Here is a 17,814-nt window from a genome sequence, read left to right as displayed (position 1 = left end):
TATAAGCAGGCATTTAATCTAAACGGCAGTTACACAGAATGTGGGATGGTCTCTACTTAACACAATACCTGACTCCATTGCTCTTACTGTCGTTCCAGTCGGTGCATATAGATCTGCTCCTGCATGCTTGCGTTTACCACTTGAACGATTACTTCCATAAGATCTCATACCTGACTTGTAATCAGCAGTTGCTTTAATGGGTAAAGGGAACAAGTAGTTTTTAGACTTATAAATATAAGCAGAACCATTCTTGTCACTATTAGCTATGATAGTACCTTTCTTGATTTCTTTACCATTCTCATTGACTAATACTGCAATGCTAACACCCACATCTGAATCATGCGCACGACCTCTTGTCCCATCACTACCAGTAGTAGAAGGATTTTTGCCATACTTATCCGATTGTGCCCAATACGTCAGTCCTGATAAGGGCTTATTTGTTGCTTCATCTAAGAACTTAATCGTAATTTTTGCTTTGTCTGAACCAACTTCTTGTGTTGGGCCCTTTGGCGTTATTACCTCTTTACGTATGAAATTACCTTTATCAACAGGGTTTGACGTATTAGGTTTTGTGTCATTAGGCTTTTGAGAGCAAGAAGGGTTACTAGATGATGCATCACTTGCAGAGCTTGCTGAACCTTTAGAATTTTCAATTAGTCTATCAGTGATATAGGTCCATTCAATTGAGCCGTCAGTGACAATATTAGTTGAAGCTTTATTTGCTGCTTGATGAATAATTTTTAGCTGCTGACCCGCTAATGCTTTGACAGTGGCTATACCTCTAGCATTGGCTTTTTTGGTCTCAGAGGTGTGACCACGATAGACGGTTTTAAACTGATAGTTAGGTATAGGTTTTTTACTTTTATCAATGAATTTTAGTTGTGGCGTGACGACAGGAACTTTTAATACTTTAGTCTGTCCGTTTAAGTCGCCTGTCACTGGAAATGACATACTGTAGATGGATTAGCATTTTCTTGTGTGTAGAGATTTAGTTTAAAGAAATATAAGCTCTGAAATTAGAAAGGACAGTCAATCGGTTCTTCATTAGCTAAAAAACTCATTTGATAATTATAGGTATCGTTAACACAAATTTCTGCTTCATCGACAGTATTAAATTGCTCTGCCGTCAGACCAATGTCAGCAGTGAAATCAATTACCTGCTGAGGAGACCTTAAATCTTTTGTCAAGTCATCAGCAGTAAATCTAATTAAAGCAACCCTATCTTCAATTTTTACTTGAAAACGATTATTACCAAAATTACTTGATTCAAATCCTAGCTTTTTCTCTTCTGGCGTTAAACCGTTCAAATATTCTTGGATGCTGTCTTTGAGTGGCGATGTTTTATCTACATATCGGATAACATAGCTTGAATCATCTAAATTTGAATTTGAAAAATAAACTTTTACAGCTAATTTGTCTTTAATTAATTGTTTATTCATTTTATTAAGATAGTTTTTATAGTTTTTATAGTTTTTATAGTTTTTGGTATACCTCTCCTCATTGAGGGTATTAGGTGGACTAGTAAAAACTGGGTCACTATCCGTTGTTTCTTCGTCTATAAAGGGAAATGGGAAGTATTGATTACACTCCTTCTCGTAACATCCAAAACTGTACTCAGATTCATCGTCACATTTTGCATGACCATAAGCACCCGCATTTAATCTGATTTTACAAATCTTATTATCCACTTCAATATTATTAAACTTCATCTCGCAGGTTGTAATAGAATTCATAACATAAATATTTCGAGATGACTCTTCCTTAACTAATGGCATAATATTTTTAAAATCATCTATGGATAATGACCATAAAATACCTTCTTCTGATATATCATTCTTAACTGTAGTATCTGAGTCGACACATAATTTTTGGTAAACTGCTGCCTCCTCTTGGCATGCAGGTAAACATAGTATGATTAGCAATAAACTTGCAATCTTATAAATATTTTTTAATAGCATTGTAAACTGTTCTCCCTTCACCTTCGGTTTTAGCTGCAACATCTTCATGTACTGCTATATCAGATTGAGTCAATCTATAATGAATAAGTAAGTATTTTGTAAGGCAAGCGACACTACGGGTTTGTTCTACAGTAAGCTTTTGCCAGCTATGCACCTTATTTCCATTTGGAGGTCCAACGGTTGATTTTCCATTCTTATCGAGGGGCATACCTACAACTTCAATTCCTACTGAATAAGGATTTGCATTACCAGCATGTATGGTAAGTTTATTTAAGTTTGCTGTTTGATAAATTTTACCATCTTTGTCTACAACAAAGTGTGTGCCATATGGTTTTGACCCTCTATTAAAAGAATTAAATGTCGATTGAGCAGAGCTATTGACAGTTCGATGCAAAATTATTTTTTTAATTTCTTGAGCATAATTTCTTCTTTCAAGCTTAGGAGTGTGATGTTTTATAATACGAGAGTGAGTTAAAAATCCAGCTTGCATCGGTAGTTTTTTGGTTCTGTTACAAAAACAACCGTCTATATTAGAAGGGCAATTACTATTACTTGAAACTGGTTTTTCAACAACATTAAATTTTTCGCAAACTCCAAATGATTTATACTTTTCGCCATCTGTTAGAAAGTGCTTGATCGATTGTGCAATTTCAGACTTCATGACTATATCGTCACCATTTTTATCCATGTTATTTCTTGAAAATTTTGCTACTCTTTCTTTTTTTCTAGATTTAGTTTCATTAGGTAAGTCTAAATCAGCAGAGCTTTTTGCAAATACTACATGCTCAGGTATTCCACTCGAAGCAGGAAATAAAACTTGAAGATAGAAATCAATAAATTCTAAATCCTTATTTCTAATAGGTTCAAAATATTTTTCAACAATATTTAAATACTCTAATACAGTCATATCAGCTAGTTGTTTAATTCTTTTTAGTGTTTTACCATCACCCCAATAATTATGAACGTTTTCAAAAATCGGTTGTTTACCCGTTAAACTTTTATAAGTGTCAGGTACAATTTGAATCAGGCCTGTACCACCAGAGTTTCTTTTATTGGGAGCTCCTGTTTCAAATTTCTCCCCACTTTCCCAAGCAAATACAGCCATCAAGTTGTTGGCTGTTTCTAAATAATTGTTTGGCCATAGGTTTTTGCATATCTTAATCACCTTTAGTCGTTCATCGCAATTAAATTTCTTACCCCAAATCAAATCATGCGCCTTACAAATACAAGCCCCATTGGTTGTAGCTATATCTTTTGGCGTACCGTCAGAGCTGTTACTCGGTTTAGTTGTCACGTTTACGGGTTTATCTGGCTTGCTTGACTGAGAAGAATGACTCGTAGATGAACCAGTAGCGCCACCTTTAGGTATCTTTAACTTTTGTCCTGGATGAATAGTATCAGTAAGCTTTAAACCATTGGCACGAGCAAGTTCATTCGTATTAACGCCATGCCTTTTCGCAATAGCGCTTAATGTATCACCACTTTTTACAATATAACCGCCTGATGCTGATGAAGCATTACTGTTTGAATTAGCACCAGCCGCAGGCGCTTTTCCGTTATCTTCTTTAGAAGAGGGTGGCGTAGGCTTGGGTTTAACAGGAGGTGTAGGTTTGGGTGTTTCTGGTAATGTAGGTTTAGGTGTGATGGGTGACGTAGGATTAGGATTAGCTTGAGGTTTGGCTGAGCCGTTGCCGCGCAGCCTAATGGTTTGACCCGCTTGCAGTTTAGTCGGATCATTGATACCGTTGATGCGCTTAAGCTCGTCAACCGATACGCCACTTCTTTGTGAGATGCCAGAAAGTGTCTCACCCTTTTTTACTTTGTAATGAGTCTTGTTTTTCAGAGAATCAGGTCTGTCATTGGTAGTGCCTGTTAAACTACTACCTTTAGGGGGCACTTTAATAATTTGTCCAGGCACTATTTTATCAGGGTCTTTAATGGTTGCTTTATTAAGCTGGGCTAGTATTTGCCATGTGGTGTTATGCATCTTAGCAATAGTGTATAGGTCTTGACCTTTTTTAACCTCATACTCATCTGTACCAGTCACAACTTTATGTGTGCTTCTTTTATAGGAACCAGCGTTTTTCTCAAGTGCTCTAAGCTTAACAGTTTGAATAGAGAACGGCGCTTGAACCCGAAACACGCCTTTTTTGGCAGGAACAATAACGTGATGTTTGGCACTAATTAGCTTTTTAGTCAACGGATGACGCACTAAAATATCCAATCGGGTGCCTACAGGTTTTTCAATCCAAACACCTAAACCTTTTGCATTAGATTTTCCAGCACTCGCTGCGAACTTATCATCTGAGACTCTAACTTCATGATAAAGGTTAGCGAAGGGTTTATTCATCAGGTCAACGAAGCGTATTTGAATTAATGTCTGTTTAAGTTTACTCATCGTTGTTCTCCTGATAAGAGTCTTGATCTAAAGAATCATTCGACTGATTATCATCATTCTCGTTAGAAACATATATCTCTTCATCCTCATCAGGTTCAAATTCAACACCCCAATCTGTATCTTTAAAGCCCACTAGTATTTCGACCTCTTCCTCTTTATCACTAATCACAGGCGCAGTACGTCCATGCGCATCAAGCAACCCTTCTATCAGCTGTCCATCAGGTCGCAGCATTTGAAACTCAATTTTATTAAAGTCATGCTGATAAAACAAATCATAAACATCAAGTCTATTACTGAACAGCGGAGTAGTCTTAGGCATCATCGGTAATGAATAATTAGCTCTTGCTCCAGAAACCAAACCCTTCTTCACCGCCTTAACCTTAATCTCCCCCGGGCACACAAGCTTAATCCCGCTGTCATCAATCGTAATAGATGCCCCCGCTGACGTTTGCAGCTTAATCCGCTTAGGACTTGACAGATTCACCTGACCCGACTCACTACCAATCGTCATCGACTGCTGACTGTGCAATTGCAACTCACCGCTTTGTGCCTGTATGGCTACAGGTTTGGTATTAGCGCTGATATGTAATCCTGATAGATCGGCTTGACCACCAATCCCAGAGAGGGAGTCAATCGTATTTGCCGTCAGCGTATAATTGCCTGCCACCACATCCGACTGAGTTGCGCCTGACTGCCTAACGATTGTTTTTGCTGTCCATAGCGTATTGCTTGCAGAGGCTAAGATACTGTCTTTACTGACCAGCAGTACATCAGGTGCGCCAAGCACTTCCGTATTTAGCGTCTCATCAATGATTTGCGCACTGGTTTTAAAGGCTTCTATCGTTTGGTTGGTATCGCTAAGTGTTGCCGTAGTTTGCAAGTGTGCTTGCTTGGCCTCTTTGTAAGTCTCACTTAGCTCAGTGCCCATTTTTAACTGACGTTGTCCTGCATCATTGACCCAAGCGGACTCATGCTCTGACTGGCTGTGTCTGATACCAAAGGTGGATAGCAGTACGCCTGTATCGCCGCTGATTTGCAAACCATGGTCGGTGGCTAGATTAATCCCTTGTCCACTGTCTGTTGATTGATGATTACTAAAGCGATGACGTAGTACGCCCAATTCTAATATATGCTCGTCAGGAGCAAAGGTCGCTTGATCTGTAATAGTTGGCGTCTCAGCATTGGCACGTGCGCCAGTATTGACGGTCCACTGTAGACCAACTTTATTAGGCGTGTCATCGAAACTTAGGCTCACCTCAGAGTCAGACGTCAGCCCATATTGAGCAATACCCGATATCCAGCCACTATGATTATCATCGTCATTAATTTGCGAATGACCCAAACCACCACCATGCCATCTAGGGGACGCACCGCCTTGTAAGTTATGTCGATTAGATAAGCCTGCATCACGAGTGGTGATTTCTTTGTCATCGACATCGCCCATACCGATACCGTCATAAATAGAGCGGGTAATAACAGGGCTGTCTATATCAGCATACCAATAGTTAAGCAGCACCGACTGTCCAAGTCTTGGCGCAAACTGCCAGCCATGTGTGCTACCGGATGACAGTTGCAGTGCGCGCAGGGGTGGGGTAGTACCGTCATCATGAGGGCTGATACCTGACCAGACGGGCGTGGTAATGGTTTGCTGTAAACCATTGTCAGTGACGTGTGATTCATAACTTGGCGTGGTAGTGTCACCAGTCCGTGCTTGGGTGAGACCTGTATAGCTATTACTTACTAAAGATAAGTTGCTGGGATAAGGTGTGTAAGGGATGGTCGCACGTAAAAGGGTTGCAGATGCCCATATGCCAGTTTCAAATAAAAGCTCATAACCGTGTTCAGGAATACTGATGAAACGATGCTGGGTAACCTTACGTAGCCAATCTTGAATAAAAGTGCGATGGTTATATGAGACGCTATCACTGTCCGGCTCGATACCCATCACATGAGCTTCTAAACAATAAGCAGATAGACCACCTATCGCAGGTAAGTGACTTATACTTACCAGAGATCCCGTATACACTCCTTGCATAGCCCCCGTAGCTCGGTAAGTTTCGCGCTGACAATTATTAGCAGCTACCCATTGAGCCGCGAGCTGCGCTGCTGCTTCATCGCTATTAATACGAGAGGGCGAGCCAAATAATACAGTGTTATCGTCTGATGCTAAGGGCGACTCATCAGAAGCTTGACATTCATAAATAATATCCGCCTCCAATCCATCAGCTTTTACCTGAACAGTAGCACTACCTAATTGTTTGACACTCATTTGTAGCGTATTAATCGTATCTTGTCCCGACTGGATAGAAGACTGGGCATAACGATAGTGCGTCCCTGACTGCTCAAGCGCATCTAAACGACTGGTCAAATACCAAGTACCGAGATTGTCTACTGAATCACCCGGCTGCCAGAGCGCAAAAGCCCCAATATCCGTCAATATACCTTTTATAAAGTCCCAGTCACTCAGGTTAAATTGAGTGCGCATTGGAAGCGAAGCGTGCAAGCGCTCTGAGGCTAATAGCGCATCAGAAACCTGCCAATCAAAGTCATAATCCGTAAGAATGCTAGTGATAATACTAAGCGTAGACTGCTGTATGAATGTACGACTATGTATTGATTGGGTCAATTGCCAATCAGGCGTGACAATATCTAACGTATAAAAATGCAAGCTACCATCGGAGTGCTGATAGTGAATTGCCTGAATAACACCTGTACGGTAGGTTATGTCTGAATCAGACAAGAAACTAGACAAGCAAACAGATGTATTTAATATAGATAAACATTCGTTTGAATTTATAAGGGTGTAGCTATAAGCCAGTAACTGATTGGGTAATGTCTCATTAATAGCACTTGACCATGAGAAGGCGATCAAACTAAAAGTAGGTGCATCTCCAAAGTCTTTGTTTATAGATATTTCGTGGGTATGATTAGTCTTAGGAGGCATAGGTGATATTCCGATAACTGCATAAATACTACGCAGCCGGTCGCTTAAGGTAAGCACTGCTAAATTATTTGCTAAGAAAATTATAGAGTTTATTGAAATATTGTCAAGTATCTGTATAATCAGCTCAAATATAATTATGAAAAAGATAAACTTTAGTTAAAATTTATCAATTTTATTGCTGGTTTTTTCTTATTTTTGCGTTCTTATTGACGGCACTTCGCTTATGAATAATATCTATGCTACTAAGCTTTCTACTATAAGTTTATTGTCTATTGTTTTTAGCACAGGCGTGTTAATAACAGGTTGTAGTATCGGTGCCAAAAAAACATCACAACCTAGTACATCACAGCCGCTGATCGCTAAAAAACTTCAGCCGCCATCATGGTCTTATTTGCCAGACGTCATTGCAGTAGGTGATGAGAGTCAACTAACGGCTGCACAATGGATGCTCATTGCACAAAAGAATTACCAAGCACAAAAATACGCGCGCTCATTGCGAGCAGCCAGCAAAGCTTTAGAGTTTGACGCGCAGTCTGTAGAAGCGCGTCAGCTAGCGATGTTGTCTGCTGTCAAAATTACTGAGACTAATATTGATAGTTATCAAGATGATGTGACGCTGAGTAGTAGTGATAAAAGGGACCTGAAAACAACTTTAGAAAATTTGACAACATTACTAAATACGTCAGATGAGTAGAGTTGGATAGTAGAGTACGTCAATGAATCAAAAAATTTGGTCTGCGGTGAGTAATCTTATGATAGGTAATGTCAGTAAAGTGACAAAATTGGCTATCGCTGGTTTTATTATTATGTGTTCAGCGATGAGTGCCGCCCATAGTGAGCTTTCAATTCAAGAAAGAGAGCCGGAATCTAGTATTGCCAATCAATATGCGGCACTCAAAAATGCAGACGAAAAATCTGAGCCGCTACATCAGCTGATTGCAGAATTGAACCGAAGAGTTACGGTCAACCCTACCGATTCCTTAGCGTGGGAGCTGTTGGCTCAGATTTACTATAACAATGGTTATCATGCTAATGCTGTCTATGCCGCCAGTGAAGCTGTTGAAAAAGGTTATAGTACGCCGACCTTAAAAAGAATCCTGCTAAACAGCAGTGCTATCGTGGCGCAAAATCAGCTCAAAGAGCATTACTTAGCGACTGATGTAAACGAGGATTTTATAAAAGAGTATCAGAACGCTCTTAGCAAGATATACGGCTCGATATATAACTTTAACTATGATGAGTCTTTACCAAAACCTCCTGCGCCCATTGTAAGACCGAAAGCGCGTCAAATGAAAAACACATCAAGTTCACGCTACCGTGCGCCTGCACCGAAAAAAGTAAAAACAACTGCTAAGAAAAAGACAGTAGTACAGAAACCACGAGTTGCACCAAAAGTGCCACCCGCTAAACAACCGATCAAAAGCTTGCCCTCTAATAGCGGCAAATCAAGTACCACCGATCCATTCAAGATCTTACGTTAAAACAGATGCGTTTTATTCGTTGTGATAAAACCAGAATAGCAATTGCTTAGGTGACTTATATGGCCAATCAAGACAGTGTACAAAAGAAACTCGCAAAAGTACGTGCGCCTCGGGTGCATCTGACTTATGACGTTGAAGTGGGCGACTCGATAGAGACGAAAGAGATTCCTTTTGTGGTGGGAGTATTAGGGGAGTTCTCTGGTGACTCTGTACTTGAACAACCACGCCTAAAGGATAAAAAGTTTGTCGAAGTGGACTTGGATACCTTTGACGAGGTGATGTCAGGCTTAGCACCGCGTGCGACGTTCCGAGTAAGTAATGACTTGAGTGATAAAGGCGGCGAGTTTGCCGTTGATTTGGCATTCAATCGCATTGATGACTTTCGTCCAGAAGCGGTAGCCGCGCAAATTGAGCCATTGAAGCAGTTGGTACAAGCGCGAGATCGCTTGGCAGATTTACGCAACAAAATATCGGCCAATGAAAAACTCGAAGACTTGTTGGATGATGTACTTAAAAACACTGAGCAAGTCAGAAAAATGGCCGAACAAAATCTAAGCGATGGGGAGTAAGGTATGAGCGCTCAAGCCCAGTATGGTTCAGATGTTATAGAAGAAAGCTATGACTTACTCGAAGACATCGTAAGTAAAAGTAACATTGCTAAATCCGATGATGAAAAAAACCGTGCCAAGTCACAAATTGCGGAGCTTGCTAATGAGGTGATGCAAGGAACGGTAACTTTATCAGATAATTTGGCAGCATCGATTGATGCGCGTATTGCCCAAATTGATGCGCTGATATCGAAGCAATTGACAACGGTTATGCACGCGCCTGAATTTCAAAAACTAGAGTCTAGCTGGCGTGGTCTGCATTATTTATGCAGTCAGACACCTTCTGAATCTATGCTAAAAATACGCATGCTCAATACCACCAAGCGTGAACTGACAAAAGATTTCCAGTCGTCAATCGACTTTGATCAAAGTACGCTGTTCAAAAAGATATATGAAGAAGAATTTGGTAGCTTTGGTGGCGAACCGTATGCCGCTATTGTCGGTGACTTTGAGTTTACGCGCCAAAATGCTGACATGTATTTACTCGAACAACTGTCTCACGTAGCAGCTGCTGCGCATGCGCCATTTGTATCAGCGGCTTCAGCTGAGATGTTTGGGCTTGAGTCCTTTACAGATATTGGCCGCCCTCGTGATTTATCAAAGATATTTGAAACGGCGGAATATATACGCTGGCGTGCTTTTAGGCAGTCTGAAGATGCGCGCTATGTAGCGCTTACGGTTCCTAGATTTTTAGGCCGTCTACCTTATAACCCTAAAGATGGCACAGTGGTCGAAGGTTTTAACTTCACTGAGGAAGTCTCTGGTAATGATCATAATGATTATTTATGGGTCAATGCCGCCTATGCTTTCGCGTCAAGACTGACCTCCGCTTTCTCAGATTATCGCTGGTGCGCTGCCATTCGCGGTGTCGAAGGAGGTGGGTTGGTTGAAGGCTTGCCTGTGCATACCTTTAAAACCGATGAAGGGGATTTGGCGCTCAAATGCCCAACGGAGATATCTATTACCGATCGCCGTGAAAAAGAATTAAGTGATTTAGGATTTATACCGTTAGTGCATTGCAAAAACACCAACTATGCTGCCTTTTTCGGTGCGCAGTCTGTACAAAAAGCCAAGACTTATCAGAATGATGATGCCAATGCCAATGCGGTGTTGTCCACTCAGTTGCAGTACATTATGGCGGTCTCACGCATTGCTCACTACTTAAAAGCCATGATGCGTGACAAAGTTGGTAGTTTTTTAGCGCCTGGTAATGTTGAGTCGTTTTTAAATGACTGGATTTCACGTTACGTCTTGTTAGATGACGGTGCCTCTCAAGAAGCAAAAGCCCAGTATCCGCTGCGCGAAGCTTCTGTACAAGTTGTAGAAGTACCGGGTAAGCCTGGTGTCTACAAGTCCGTGGTCTTTTTGAGACCACACTTTCAACTTGACGAATTGTCTGTTTCTTTGCGACTGGTTACTCAACTGCCGCAGTCTAGCAACAGCTGATCGTTTTTTAAAATCCGACGTTAATATTAAACTTCTCAAACAAGGTATGTGATATGAAAGATATTTATATTCAGTTCCGTGGCAAATATAAAATTGATGGCGAGTCTCGTGATAGCGAGCATAAAGGTTGGCTTGAAGTGAATACTTGGGATCATTTGATCCGTCAGCCAAAGTCAGCGACAGCTAGTAGCGTTGGTGGTCATACTTCTGAGCGCTGCGAACACGCTGATATGACCTTTATGAAAGATTTGGACTCGACCAGTCCTAAGTTATGGGAAGCGTGTTCTGCTGGCTATACTTTTGATGAAATTCAAATTGATTTTTATCGTGCCAACGGTGATAAACGAGTTAAGTATCTTGAAGTGAAGCTGAAGCATGCACTTATTGCAAGTGTTGAGCCTACGGTACGTTCAGAAGGTGTGCCAATCGAAAAAGTCGGTATTAAGTATGCGGCGGTTGAGTGGACGTACACTCAGCAGGATATCGATGGTACTGCCAAAGGCGCAGTGACTAAGAAGTGGTCACTTGCCAATAACACTGCTACTTATACCGCTTAAGTTAGGTGTTTTGAGGTGTTATCTATTTATCCATCTTGCCAAAAAGAAAGGTTTATATTTAGGCCTTTCTTTTTTATTTATTCAATCAGGGACGATGGTATCAATGAATTACGCTGCTAAGGCCTCTAATAAAGAAATGGGTTTTCGCCCAAACTTGTTTGAACAGCTGTTTGATGATCAGCCTCGGCATTTAGCGCATGAGCTCGTGGTTCGCAGGCTTAATATTGATGAATTGAAATCGTCTGTCGCCCAAGATTTGGAGTCTTTATTAAATACCCGCTGTGTGGTGTCAAGTAGGCTGCAAGCCTATCAACACGTGCGCTCGTCGATATTAAACTTTGGCATATTGGACTTCGTTGGATTAAGCAGTGCCAATCCTGTTGATTGTGATTATATCTGTCGTCAAATTGCGCAAACGGTTGAGCAGCAGGACACTCGATTAAAAAACGTTCGAGTCTCATTAGATATTGGCGCGGTCGATGTCAATCAGCTATGTTTTTCTATTGAAGCTTTATTAAAAGTTTATCCTGCGCAAGAGTTAGTCAGTTTCGATGCGTTCTTTGAGCCAAGCTCTCAGCGTTACTTAATAAAATAATTATTATTTATTTAATGAAATCATCACTATTACCGCTCAATCTATGTCGTTGGCAGCGAGCAATATACTGAGGCATCATGGACAGTTTACTTCCTTACTTTGAGCATGAGCTTAGCCTGTTTAATAAACAGTCAAAAGAATTTGCCAAGAAATATCCCAAAATAGCCAATCGGCTATTGATGGGGCACGATACGGTAGATGATCCACATATTGAGCGCCTTATTCAGTCTTTTTCGTTGATTAGCGCGCGCATCAATAAAAAACTGGATGACTCCTACGCTGACTTTACCGAATCCTTATTAGAAGTGGTTTATCCTGATTATCTCAAACCTTTTCCATCAGTTTCTATCGCGCAGTTTAATTTAGGCGTACAGAGCAATGCGATGGGTGAAGCGGTTTTAGTTCCTAAACAAAGCCCATTTGCCACCCAAAAAATAAACGGAACGCCGTGTCAGTTCCAGTCAACTCAAGATGTGACTTTACTGCCGCTGCAAATAGATAACGTCAGTTTTGAGACTCATCAAGAAGTGTACGACAATCAGCATGGACTACTGAACGGTTGTATTAGTATTAAATTTAAAGCTCTTAATCCGAGCTTCGATTATCAAGCGTTGTTAAATCATTCGCTAGACTTGTATATCGATGAAGATGCCAGTCAAGGTACAAGCCTTTGGGACTTGCTTTGGTGTGATGTGAGACAAACCCATCTGCATGGCAAGCAGGTCAACAAGATATCAGGTAGTCCGTTCGAGATGATAGGTTTCGACCCTGAGCAGCAAATCCTGCCCGGTCATCGAGTGAGTAATGCCGCCTCTGCCTTATTAAAAGAGTACTTTTATTTTCCTGAAAAATTCAATTTCTTACGTCTAAATCTTGGCAAGGTTTGCCCTGATTCAAAAATCGATAGCAATGGCTTTGAGATGCGCTGTTATTTTAAATTTGATAAAAAAAACACCATCCGGCTAAAAAATCTGCAACAACTGAATGCCAGTAGCATCAAGCTGTTTTGCACACCCGTCGTCAACTTATTCAAGGCAGCCGCCAAACCTATTCAAGTCACTCATCGTTCTATCTATTATGATTTGGTGCCCGATACCCGTGCACTGTTTCAGCATGAAATCTATGAAGTTAATAGAGTTATAGAATCCAAACAGAGTGACAATCGTTTAATACAGCGTGAATACCATCCATTTTATGCACTCAATCACTATGAGCAGCAAGATGACGGTCGTTATTACCATATCAAACGTGATAAGGATATGGCTGAGTTCAAGCAAGGTTTTGAATATCAGATTATGTTTGTGGAAAAAAACCGTGAAGATTTAGCCGGCGCGGTGAGCATGAGTGCGTCTTTATTGTGTACCAATAGAGACTTGCCCGCCCAAGTGGTGTTTGGTCAAAGCCGCGGCGATTTGTTTAGCGAAGGCATGACAGGTTTTAGCAGTTTGTCGTTATTAAAACAGCCCACCAGAACGGCACGGTTTGAATATACAGGCGAGGAGCGTTGGCGCTTGATATCGCTTATTAGTCTAAACTTTTTATCATTGGCTGCTCAAGATGCGGAGCTAATGAAAGAGTATCTGTCGCTCTATGATATTACCCAATCCGCTTCTAATAAACTCTTGGTTGAAGGTGTTGTCTCTGTTGCATCCAATATTAAAGCGCGCCGTATTCAGCGTTTGCCGCAACCGGGGTTTGTGCGCGGTACGGTGATTGATATTCAAATTAACCAAAAGAATTTTGCTGGGGTTAGTATCCGCCAGTTTGCCCATTTATTGGCGCATGTTTTTGGCTATCACGCCAGTTTAAATAGCTTTGTTGAAGTGTCCATAAGCGACGCTGTTACCAAAGAGGAGATATACAGATGTCAGCCACGCAGTGGTCTCAGTCCTCTTATTTAACCGATCTAATCGCTGCGCCGCAATCCTATGAGCTATTGCAAGCGCTGCGTTTGATTGAGCGCGAAGTCAGTATGGGGCATGCACCTATTGAAGTGCGCTACCGTGCCTCATTGTCATTAGCGTATCCGCAAGCTGAAATTGAGTCAATGGCACTCGTTGCTCAAGACAATATGCAGGAAGGTGTATATTCGGTAAACGCTGACTCATTGACAGCTAGGCAGATAGAGGTTTATCCAGCAGTTATCGGACTCACAGGTCCATTGTCAGCCTTGCCAGCGATGTATACCGATCATCTGGCATCGCGAGTCAATCATGCAAAAGATAAAGCAGCACCGGCATTTTTAGATTTGTTCAATCATCGTTTAACCGACTTATATGTGCAGGCGAGTTGGTTTTATAACTTACCATTACAGTATGAGATAAATAATAAAAAGGACAACTATCTACTGAGCTTGCGAGCGCTTGCGCGACAGCCGAAGAAGCTCACAGCAATCGATAGCTTGATTGCCTATGCTGGCATGATTGCCCCAGGGCGTCTGACTGCCGATCAGTTATCACATGTGTTGTCGCATTTTTTAGATAGTACCGTCAGTGTCGAGCAGTTCGTGCCTGAATGGTTTGATCTGCCCGCAAGTGAGCAAACATCGCTTGGTGGGCAGCACGCTGCCCTTGGATTGTCTGCATTTTGCGGTGCGCGTGTCGTACAGTTTGATAGCAAAATTAGAATTATCTTTCACCAGTTAGATGCCAAGCGCTATTTAAGACTGTTACCAGCGGGAGATATGTATCACGTCATTATTGATTTTATTCGCAAATGGTGCGGGGTGAGCTTGGCAGTCGAGATGCAATTGGAGTTAGATAAGCAATATATCAGCCCTTTGTCATTATCTGAAAATCAGTTTGGTGGATTAGGACAAGGCGGATTTTTGGTGTCGCAGCCTGCGGCGAAGCATCATGATGACACGCGTTATGCGTTGCCTATTCAGTGAATACTTTAGTTAATAGCTAGCAGTGAATTATTCTGGCTATAGAACCGTTCTATATCACCATTTAATAAAAATATTAAGTCTAATGAGAATGCCAAAGGAAAAGGTTTATGAGCCAGTTAAAAGCTGTAATTACCCGCTTGAGTCCAAGTTGCAGACAGTGTTTGCAGCAGGCTGCTAGGCTTTGTATCAATAACGGCCACTGTGAGGTTGATACTGTTCATCTGCTACACGAACTGATTGCTACCCCATACAATGATGTGGCTCAAATACTCAAAGTAAATAAGATTAATCAGCAGACGTTGCTAGCCGACATAACTGATTTGCTAAATACCTTTGGTGAGGCTACAGGCTCAACGCCAGTGTTTAGTCAAGGTCTAATGGCGTTGTTAGAAGATGCTTGGGAGCTTGCTAGTAGCCAATATAATAAAAATGATAATAACAACTCTCTAGAAATCCGCTCTGGGCATATATTATTGGTACTATTGGCGTATGAGCGTTATCAGCCATTACTTAAAATCCTTCCTGAGCAGCTCCAGTATATAGATCGTTTTACCCTAAAAGATGATTATGAACGTCAATGTCTTGGCAGTACCGAAGGTAGTGGCTCAGCTAACGTTAATAGAAGCATGATTAATAAAAGCGCTGATGTGGATGGCTATGCAGAAAGTCATGAATCTTTACATGCAGCCCAAGCAAACGTCAAGCCAACCCCTGCATTAGATAAATATACCTATGATTTAACGGCTAAAGCTGATGCCGAGCAAATAGATCCAGTCATTGGGCGCGAGTTTGAGATTCATCAGCTGATCGATATTTTGATTCGTCGCCGTCAAAACAACCCTATTTTGACGGGTGAAGCTGGCGTAGGTAAGACAGCGGTAGTTGAGGGATTGGCGCAAAAAATAGTCGCCGGTCAAGTGCCTGATCAGCTCAAGGACGTGACGATACGCAGTCTCGATATGGGCTTATTGCAAGCAGGGGCAAGTGTCAAAGGCGAGTTTGAGAACCGTCTAAAGCAAGTCATCGAAGAAGTGCAAGCGTCGCTACAGCCGATTATTCTGTTTATCGATGAAGCTCATACCTTGATTGGTGCTGGTGGGCAAGCGGGTCAGAACGACGCAGCTAATTTATTAAAGCCTGCACTAGCTCGTGGTGAGCTTAGAACCATTGCCGCGACGACGTGGTCAGAGTACAAAAAATACTTCGAAAAAGATGCGGCATTGTCACGTCGCTTTCAAGTCGTCAAAGTCGACGAGCCTGATATCGATACGGCAGTGGCAATGATTCGGGGATTGAGTGTCAAGATGCAGGAGCATTTTGGCATATTGATAGATGATGACGCGCTGCAAGCGGCGGTTGAGTTATCTGCACGTTATATCAGTGACCGACAGCTACCCGATAAAGCCGTTAGCGTATTAGATACAGCAGCGGCTCGGGTGAGCTTATCAAAAACCGCCATACCCAATCAGCTTGATAGGCTACAAGCCAAAGGTGTGCAATTAGAGCAGCATATTAATAATCTCAGTCAGCAGCTTGAACGTATCGGCGGCATTGACGAAAAAGAAAAGATTAGCCAAAAAATTGCTGTGATTGATGAGCAGCGTCAGTCCAATAAACAAAGTATTGCCGATATGACAGCCCGCTGGCACGAACAACGTCAGCTTAATGATCAGCTTGATGTAATCAATCAGCAATTGAACGCAAAAGCAGATGGCGCTGATACGCTTAGTGCAAAAGAGCGCTTAGACAAACAAGCTGAGTATCAAAGTATCGAGCAGTCGTTAAAACAAATACAAGAGACACATCGCCTAATCCATCCTGTATTGGATCGTCAGGTTATCAAACAGATCATCTCAGATTGGACTGGTATTCCACTTAACGATATGGCGGGGAGTGAAAAAGACCATATCTTAAATTTGGCTGATGCCTTGCAAGCACGTGTCATCGGCCAAGATCATTCTGTGGCTGCTATCGTCAAGCGGATTCATACTGCCAAAGCGCGCTTAGATGATCCAAACCGACCGCAAGGGGTATTTATGCTCGTCGGGCCAAGTGGTGTGGGCAAAACGGAAACCGCATTGGCGCTATCCGAGGTGCTGTATGGCGGTGAGCGTAATCTTATCACTATCAATCTGTCAGAATACCAAGAAGCTCATAGCGTTGCCTCCTTAAAAGGCTCGCCGCCAGGTTATGTTGGCTATGGTGAAGGAGGCGTATTGACAGAAGCTATCCGCCGTCGCCCTTATAGTGTGCTCTTACTTGATGAAGTCGAAAAAGCCCATCCAGATGTACTCGATTTGTTTTATCAGGTCTTTGATAAAGGGGTAATGGAAGACAGTGAAGGGCGTTTAATTGATTTTAAAAATACCCTTATTTTATTGACCAGTAATGTTGGTTCATCACAGATTATGCAGGCATGTATCAATACTGACCCTAGCATTACGGAATTTAGCCTGCCAGACAGTGACCACCTAAAACAGGTCATTAATCCGCATTTGTACAAAGCCTTTAAGCCTGCGTTTTTGGGTCGTTTAACCGTTATTCCTTACTATCCACTGACCGATGATGCGCTCGCAGAAATCATTCGGCTTAAGCTGGATAAAATCACTGGGCGTATTCGTGATAATTACGACGTCCCTTGCGTCATTGACCCTGAGGTGATTGAGCTGATTTTATCACGCTGTCATGAGGTTGATTCTGGTGCCCGTAACGCCGATGCCATCATCAGTCACACCTTATTACCGCAGCTAGCGGGTCACCTGCTTGCTCACGATGATAGTCAAAGTGTGCTAAAAAAAATTACGGTATTCGTCGATGAGGACGATAATTTTGCTTATCGCCTTGATACCGATGCCGTCGTACCACTGAATAAAATGGCGCAATACAGCGAAGATGAAACTGAAGATCAAGTGGCGAAATTACCAAGCAAGCCATTTT

The 17,814-nt window shown here is 41.9% G+C and carries 13 protein-coding genes; 9 read left to right on the top strand and 4 right to left on the bottom strand.

Annotated elements, in window-relative coordinates; all coding sequences use genetic code 11:
* Positions 1 to 18: 18 nt before the first annotated feature.
* The 4 genes from V7D75_RS11760 to V7D75_RS11745 all read right to left on the bottom strand — a co-directional run bounded on the left by V7D75_RS11760 (position 19) and on the right by V7D75_RS11745 (position 7,300).
* Positions 19 to 951: a hypothetical protein gene (locus tag V7D75_RS11760; protein ID WP_333614709.1), complete on the bottom strand. Its 933-nt coding sequence runs from the start codon at positions 949 to 951 to the stop codon at positions 19 to 21.
* Positions 952 to 1,016: 65 nt separating this feature from the next.
* Entirely contained in the window at positions 1,017 to 1,958 is a 942-nt protein-coding gene (locus tag V7D75_RS11755) for a hypothetical protein (RefSeq protein WP_333614708.1), read from the bottom strand.
* Entirely contained in the window at positions 1,936 to 4,356 is a 2,421-nt protein-coding gene (locus V7D75_RS11750) for a LysM peptidoglycan-binding domain-containing protein (protein ID WP_333614707.1), read from the bottom strand. The genes V7D75_RS11755 and V7D75_RS11750 overlap by 23 nt, the downstream gene beginning before the upstream one ends.
* Positions 4,349 to 7,300, bottom strand: coding sequence for a contractile injection system protein, VgrG/Pvc8 family (locus tag V7D75_RS11745; protein ID WP_333614706.1), 2,952 nt, complete (start codon positions 7,298 to 7,300; stop codon positions 4,349 to 4,351). The genes V7D75_RS11750 and V7D75_RS11745 overlap by 8 nt, the downstream gene beginning before the upstream one ends.
* A 223-nt stretch (positions 7,301 to 7,523) precedes the next feature.
* Here V7D75_RS11745 and V7D75_RS11740 point away from each other — a divergent pair, with 223 nt between their 5' ends.
* The 9 genes from V7D75_RS11740 to tssH form a co-directional block, all read left to right on the top strand.
* Complete coding sequence (locus V7D75_RS11740; RefSeq protein WP_333614705.1) at positions 7,524 to 7,994, top strand: hypothetical protein; 471 nt, start codon at positions 7,524 to 7,526, stop codon at positions 7,992 to 7,994.
* A gap of 22 nt (positions 7,995 to 8,016) precedes the next feature.
* The gene (locus V7D75_RS11735; protein ID WP_333614704.1) at positions 8,017 to 8,781 is read left to right on the top strand and encodes a hypothetical protein; all 765 of its coding nucleotides are present in this window, start codon (positions 8,017 to 8,019) and stop codon (positions 8,779 to 8,781) included.
* Between the two features lie 59 nt (positions 8,782 to 8,840).
* Positions 8,841 to 9,350 (top strand): type VI secretion system contractile sheath small subunit, encoded by a 510-nt coding sequence (gene tssB / locus V7D75_RS11730; RefSeq protein WP_201591585.1) that lies wholly within the window; start codon positions 8,841 to 8,843, stop codon positions 9,348 to 9,350.
* Positions 9,351 to 9,353: 3 nt separating this feature from the next.
* Entirely contained in the window at positions 9,354 to 10,835 is a 1,482-nt protein-coding gene (tssC, locus tag V7D75_RS11725) for a type VI secretion system contractile sheath large subunit (protein WP_200662665.1), read from the top strand.
* A 53-nt stretch (positions 10,836 to 10,888) separates the two neighbouring features.
* Positions 10,889 to 11,392, top strand: coding sequence for an Hcp family type VI secretion system effector (locus V7D75_RS11720; RefSeq protein WP_025651832.1), 504 nt, complete (start codon positions 10,889 to 10,891; stop codon positions 11,390 to 11,392).
* 103 nt (positions 11,393 to 11,495) lie between these two features.
* Entirely contained in the window at positions 11,496 to 11,987 is a 492-nt protein-coding gene (tssE, locus tag V7D75_RS11715; RefSeq protein WP_333614703.1) for a type VI secretion system baseplate subunit TssE, read from the top strand.
* A gap of 77 nt (positions 11,988 to 12,064) precedes the next feature.
* Positions 12,065 to 13,888, top strand: a complete 1,824-nt coding sequence (tssF, locus tag V7D75_RS11710) for a type VI secretion system baseplate subunit TssF (RefSeq protein ID WP_333614702.1) — start codon at positions 12,065 to 12,067, stop codon at positions 13,886 to 13,888.
* The gene (gene tssG, locus V7D75_RS11705; protein ID WP_333614701.1) at positions 13,852 to 14,877 is read left to right on the top strand and encodes a type VI secretion system baseplate subunit TssG; all 1,026 of its coding nucleotides are present in this window, start codon (positions 13,852 to 13,854) and stop codon (positions 14,875 to 14,877) included. The genes tssF and tssG overlap by 37 nt, the downstream gene beginning before the upstream one ends.
* Positions 14,878 to 14,984: 107 nt before the next feature.
* Positions 14,985 to 17,814, top strand: a 2,830-nt coding sequence (tssH, locus tag V7D75_RS11700) for a type VI secretion system ATPase TssH (protein ID WP_333614700.1), incomplete at its 3' end; no start/stop codon positions are given.

The organism is Psychrobacter sp., assembly GCF_036731945.1.
Lineage (GTDB): Bacteria > Pseudomonadota > Gammaproteobacteria > Pseudomonadales > Moraxellaceae > Psychrobacter.
This window is presented reverse-complemented; position numbering and strand designations above follow the sequence as displayed.

What these genes read in the sequence shown, in the direction of transcription:
- tssC (WP_200662665.1), top strand. Translation starts at nt 9,354, where the DNA reads ATGAGCGCTCAAGCCCAGTATGGTTCAGATGTTATAGAAGAAAGCTAT.
- V7D75_RS11760 (WP_333614709.1), bottom strand. Translation starts at nt 951, where the DNA reads ATGTCATTTCCAGTGACAGGCGACTTAAACGGACAGACTAAAGTATTA.
- V7D75_RS11750 (WP_333614707.1), bottom strand. Translation starts at nt 4,356, where the DNA reads ATGAGTAAACTTAAACAGACATTAATTCAAATACGCTTCGTTGACCTG.
- tssE (WP_333614703.1), top strand. Translation starts at nt 11,496, where the DNA reads ATGAATTACGCTGCTAAGGCCTCTAATAAAGAAATGGGTTTTCGCCCA.
- tssF (WP_333614702.1), top strand. Translation starts at nt 12,065, where the DNA reads ATGGACAGTTTACTTCCTTACTTTGAGCATGAGCTTAGCCTGTTTAAT.
- V7D75_RS11740 (WP_333614705.1), top strand. Translation starts at nt 7,524, where the DNA reads ATGAATAATATCTATGCTACTAAGCTTTCTACTATAAGTTTATTGTCT.
- V7D75_RS11735 (WP_333614704.1), top strand. Translation starts at nt 8,017, where the DNA reads ATGAATCAAAAAATTTGGTCTGCGGTGAGTAATCTTATGATAGGTAAT.
- V7D75_RS11720 (WP_025651832.1), top strand. Translation starts at nt 10,889, where the DNA reads ATGAAAGATATTTATATTCAGTTCCGTGGCAAATATAAAATTGATGGC.
- V7D75_RS11745 (WP_333614706.1), bottom strand. Translation starts at nt 7,300, where the DNA reads ATGCCTCCTAAGACTAATCATACCCACGAAATATCTATAAACAAAGAC.
- tssG (WP_333614701.1), top strand. Translation starts at nt 13,852, where the DNA reads ATGTCAGCCACGCAGTGGTCTCAGTCCTCTTATTTAACCGATCTAATC.
- V7D75_RS11755 (WP_333614708.1), bottom strand. Translation starts at nt 1,958, where the DNA reads ATGCTATTAAAAAATATTTATAAGATTGCAAGTTTATTGCTAATCATA.
- tssB (WP_201591585.1), top strand. Translation starts at nt 8,841, where the DNA reads ATGGCCAATCAAGACAGTGTACAAAAGAAACTCGCAAAAGTACGTGCG.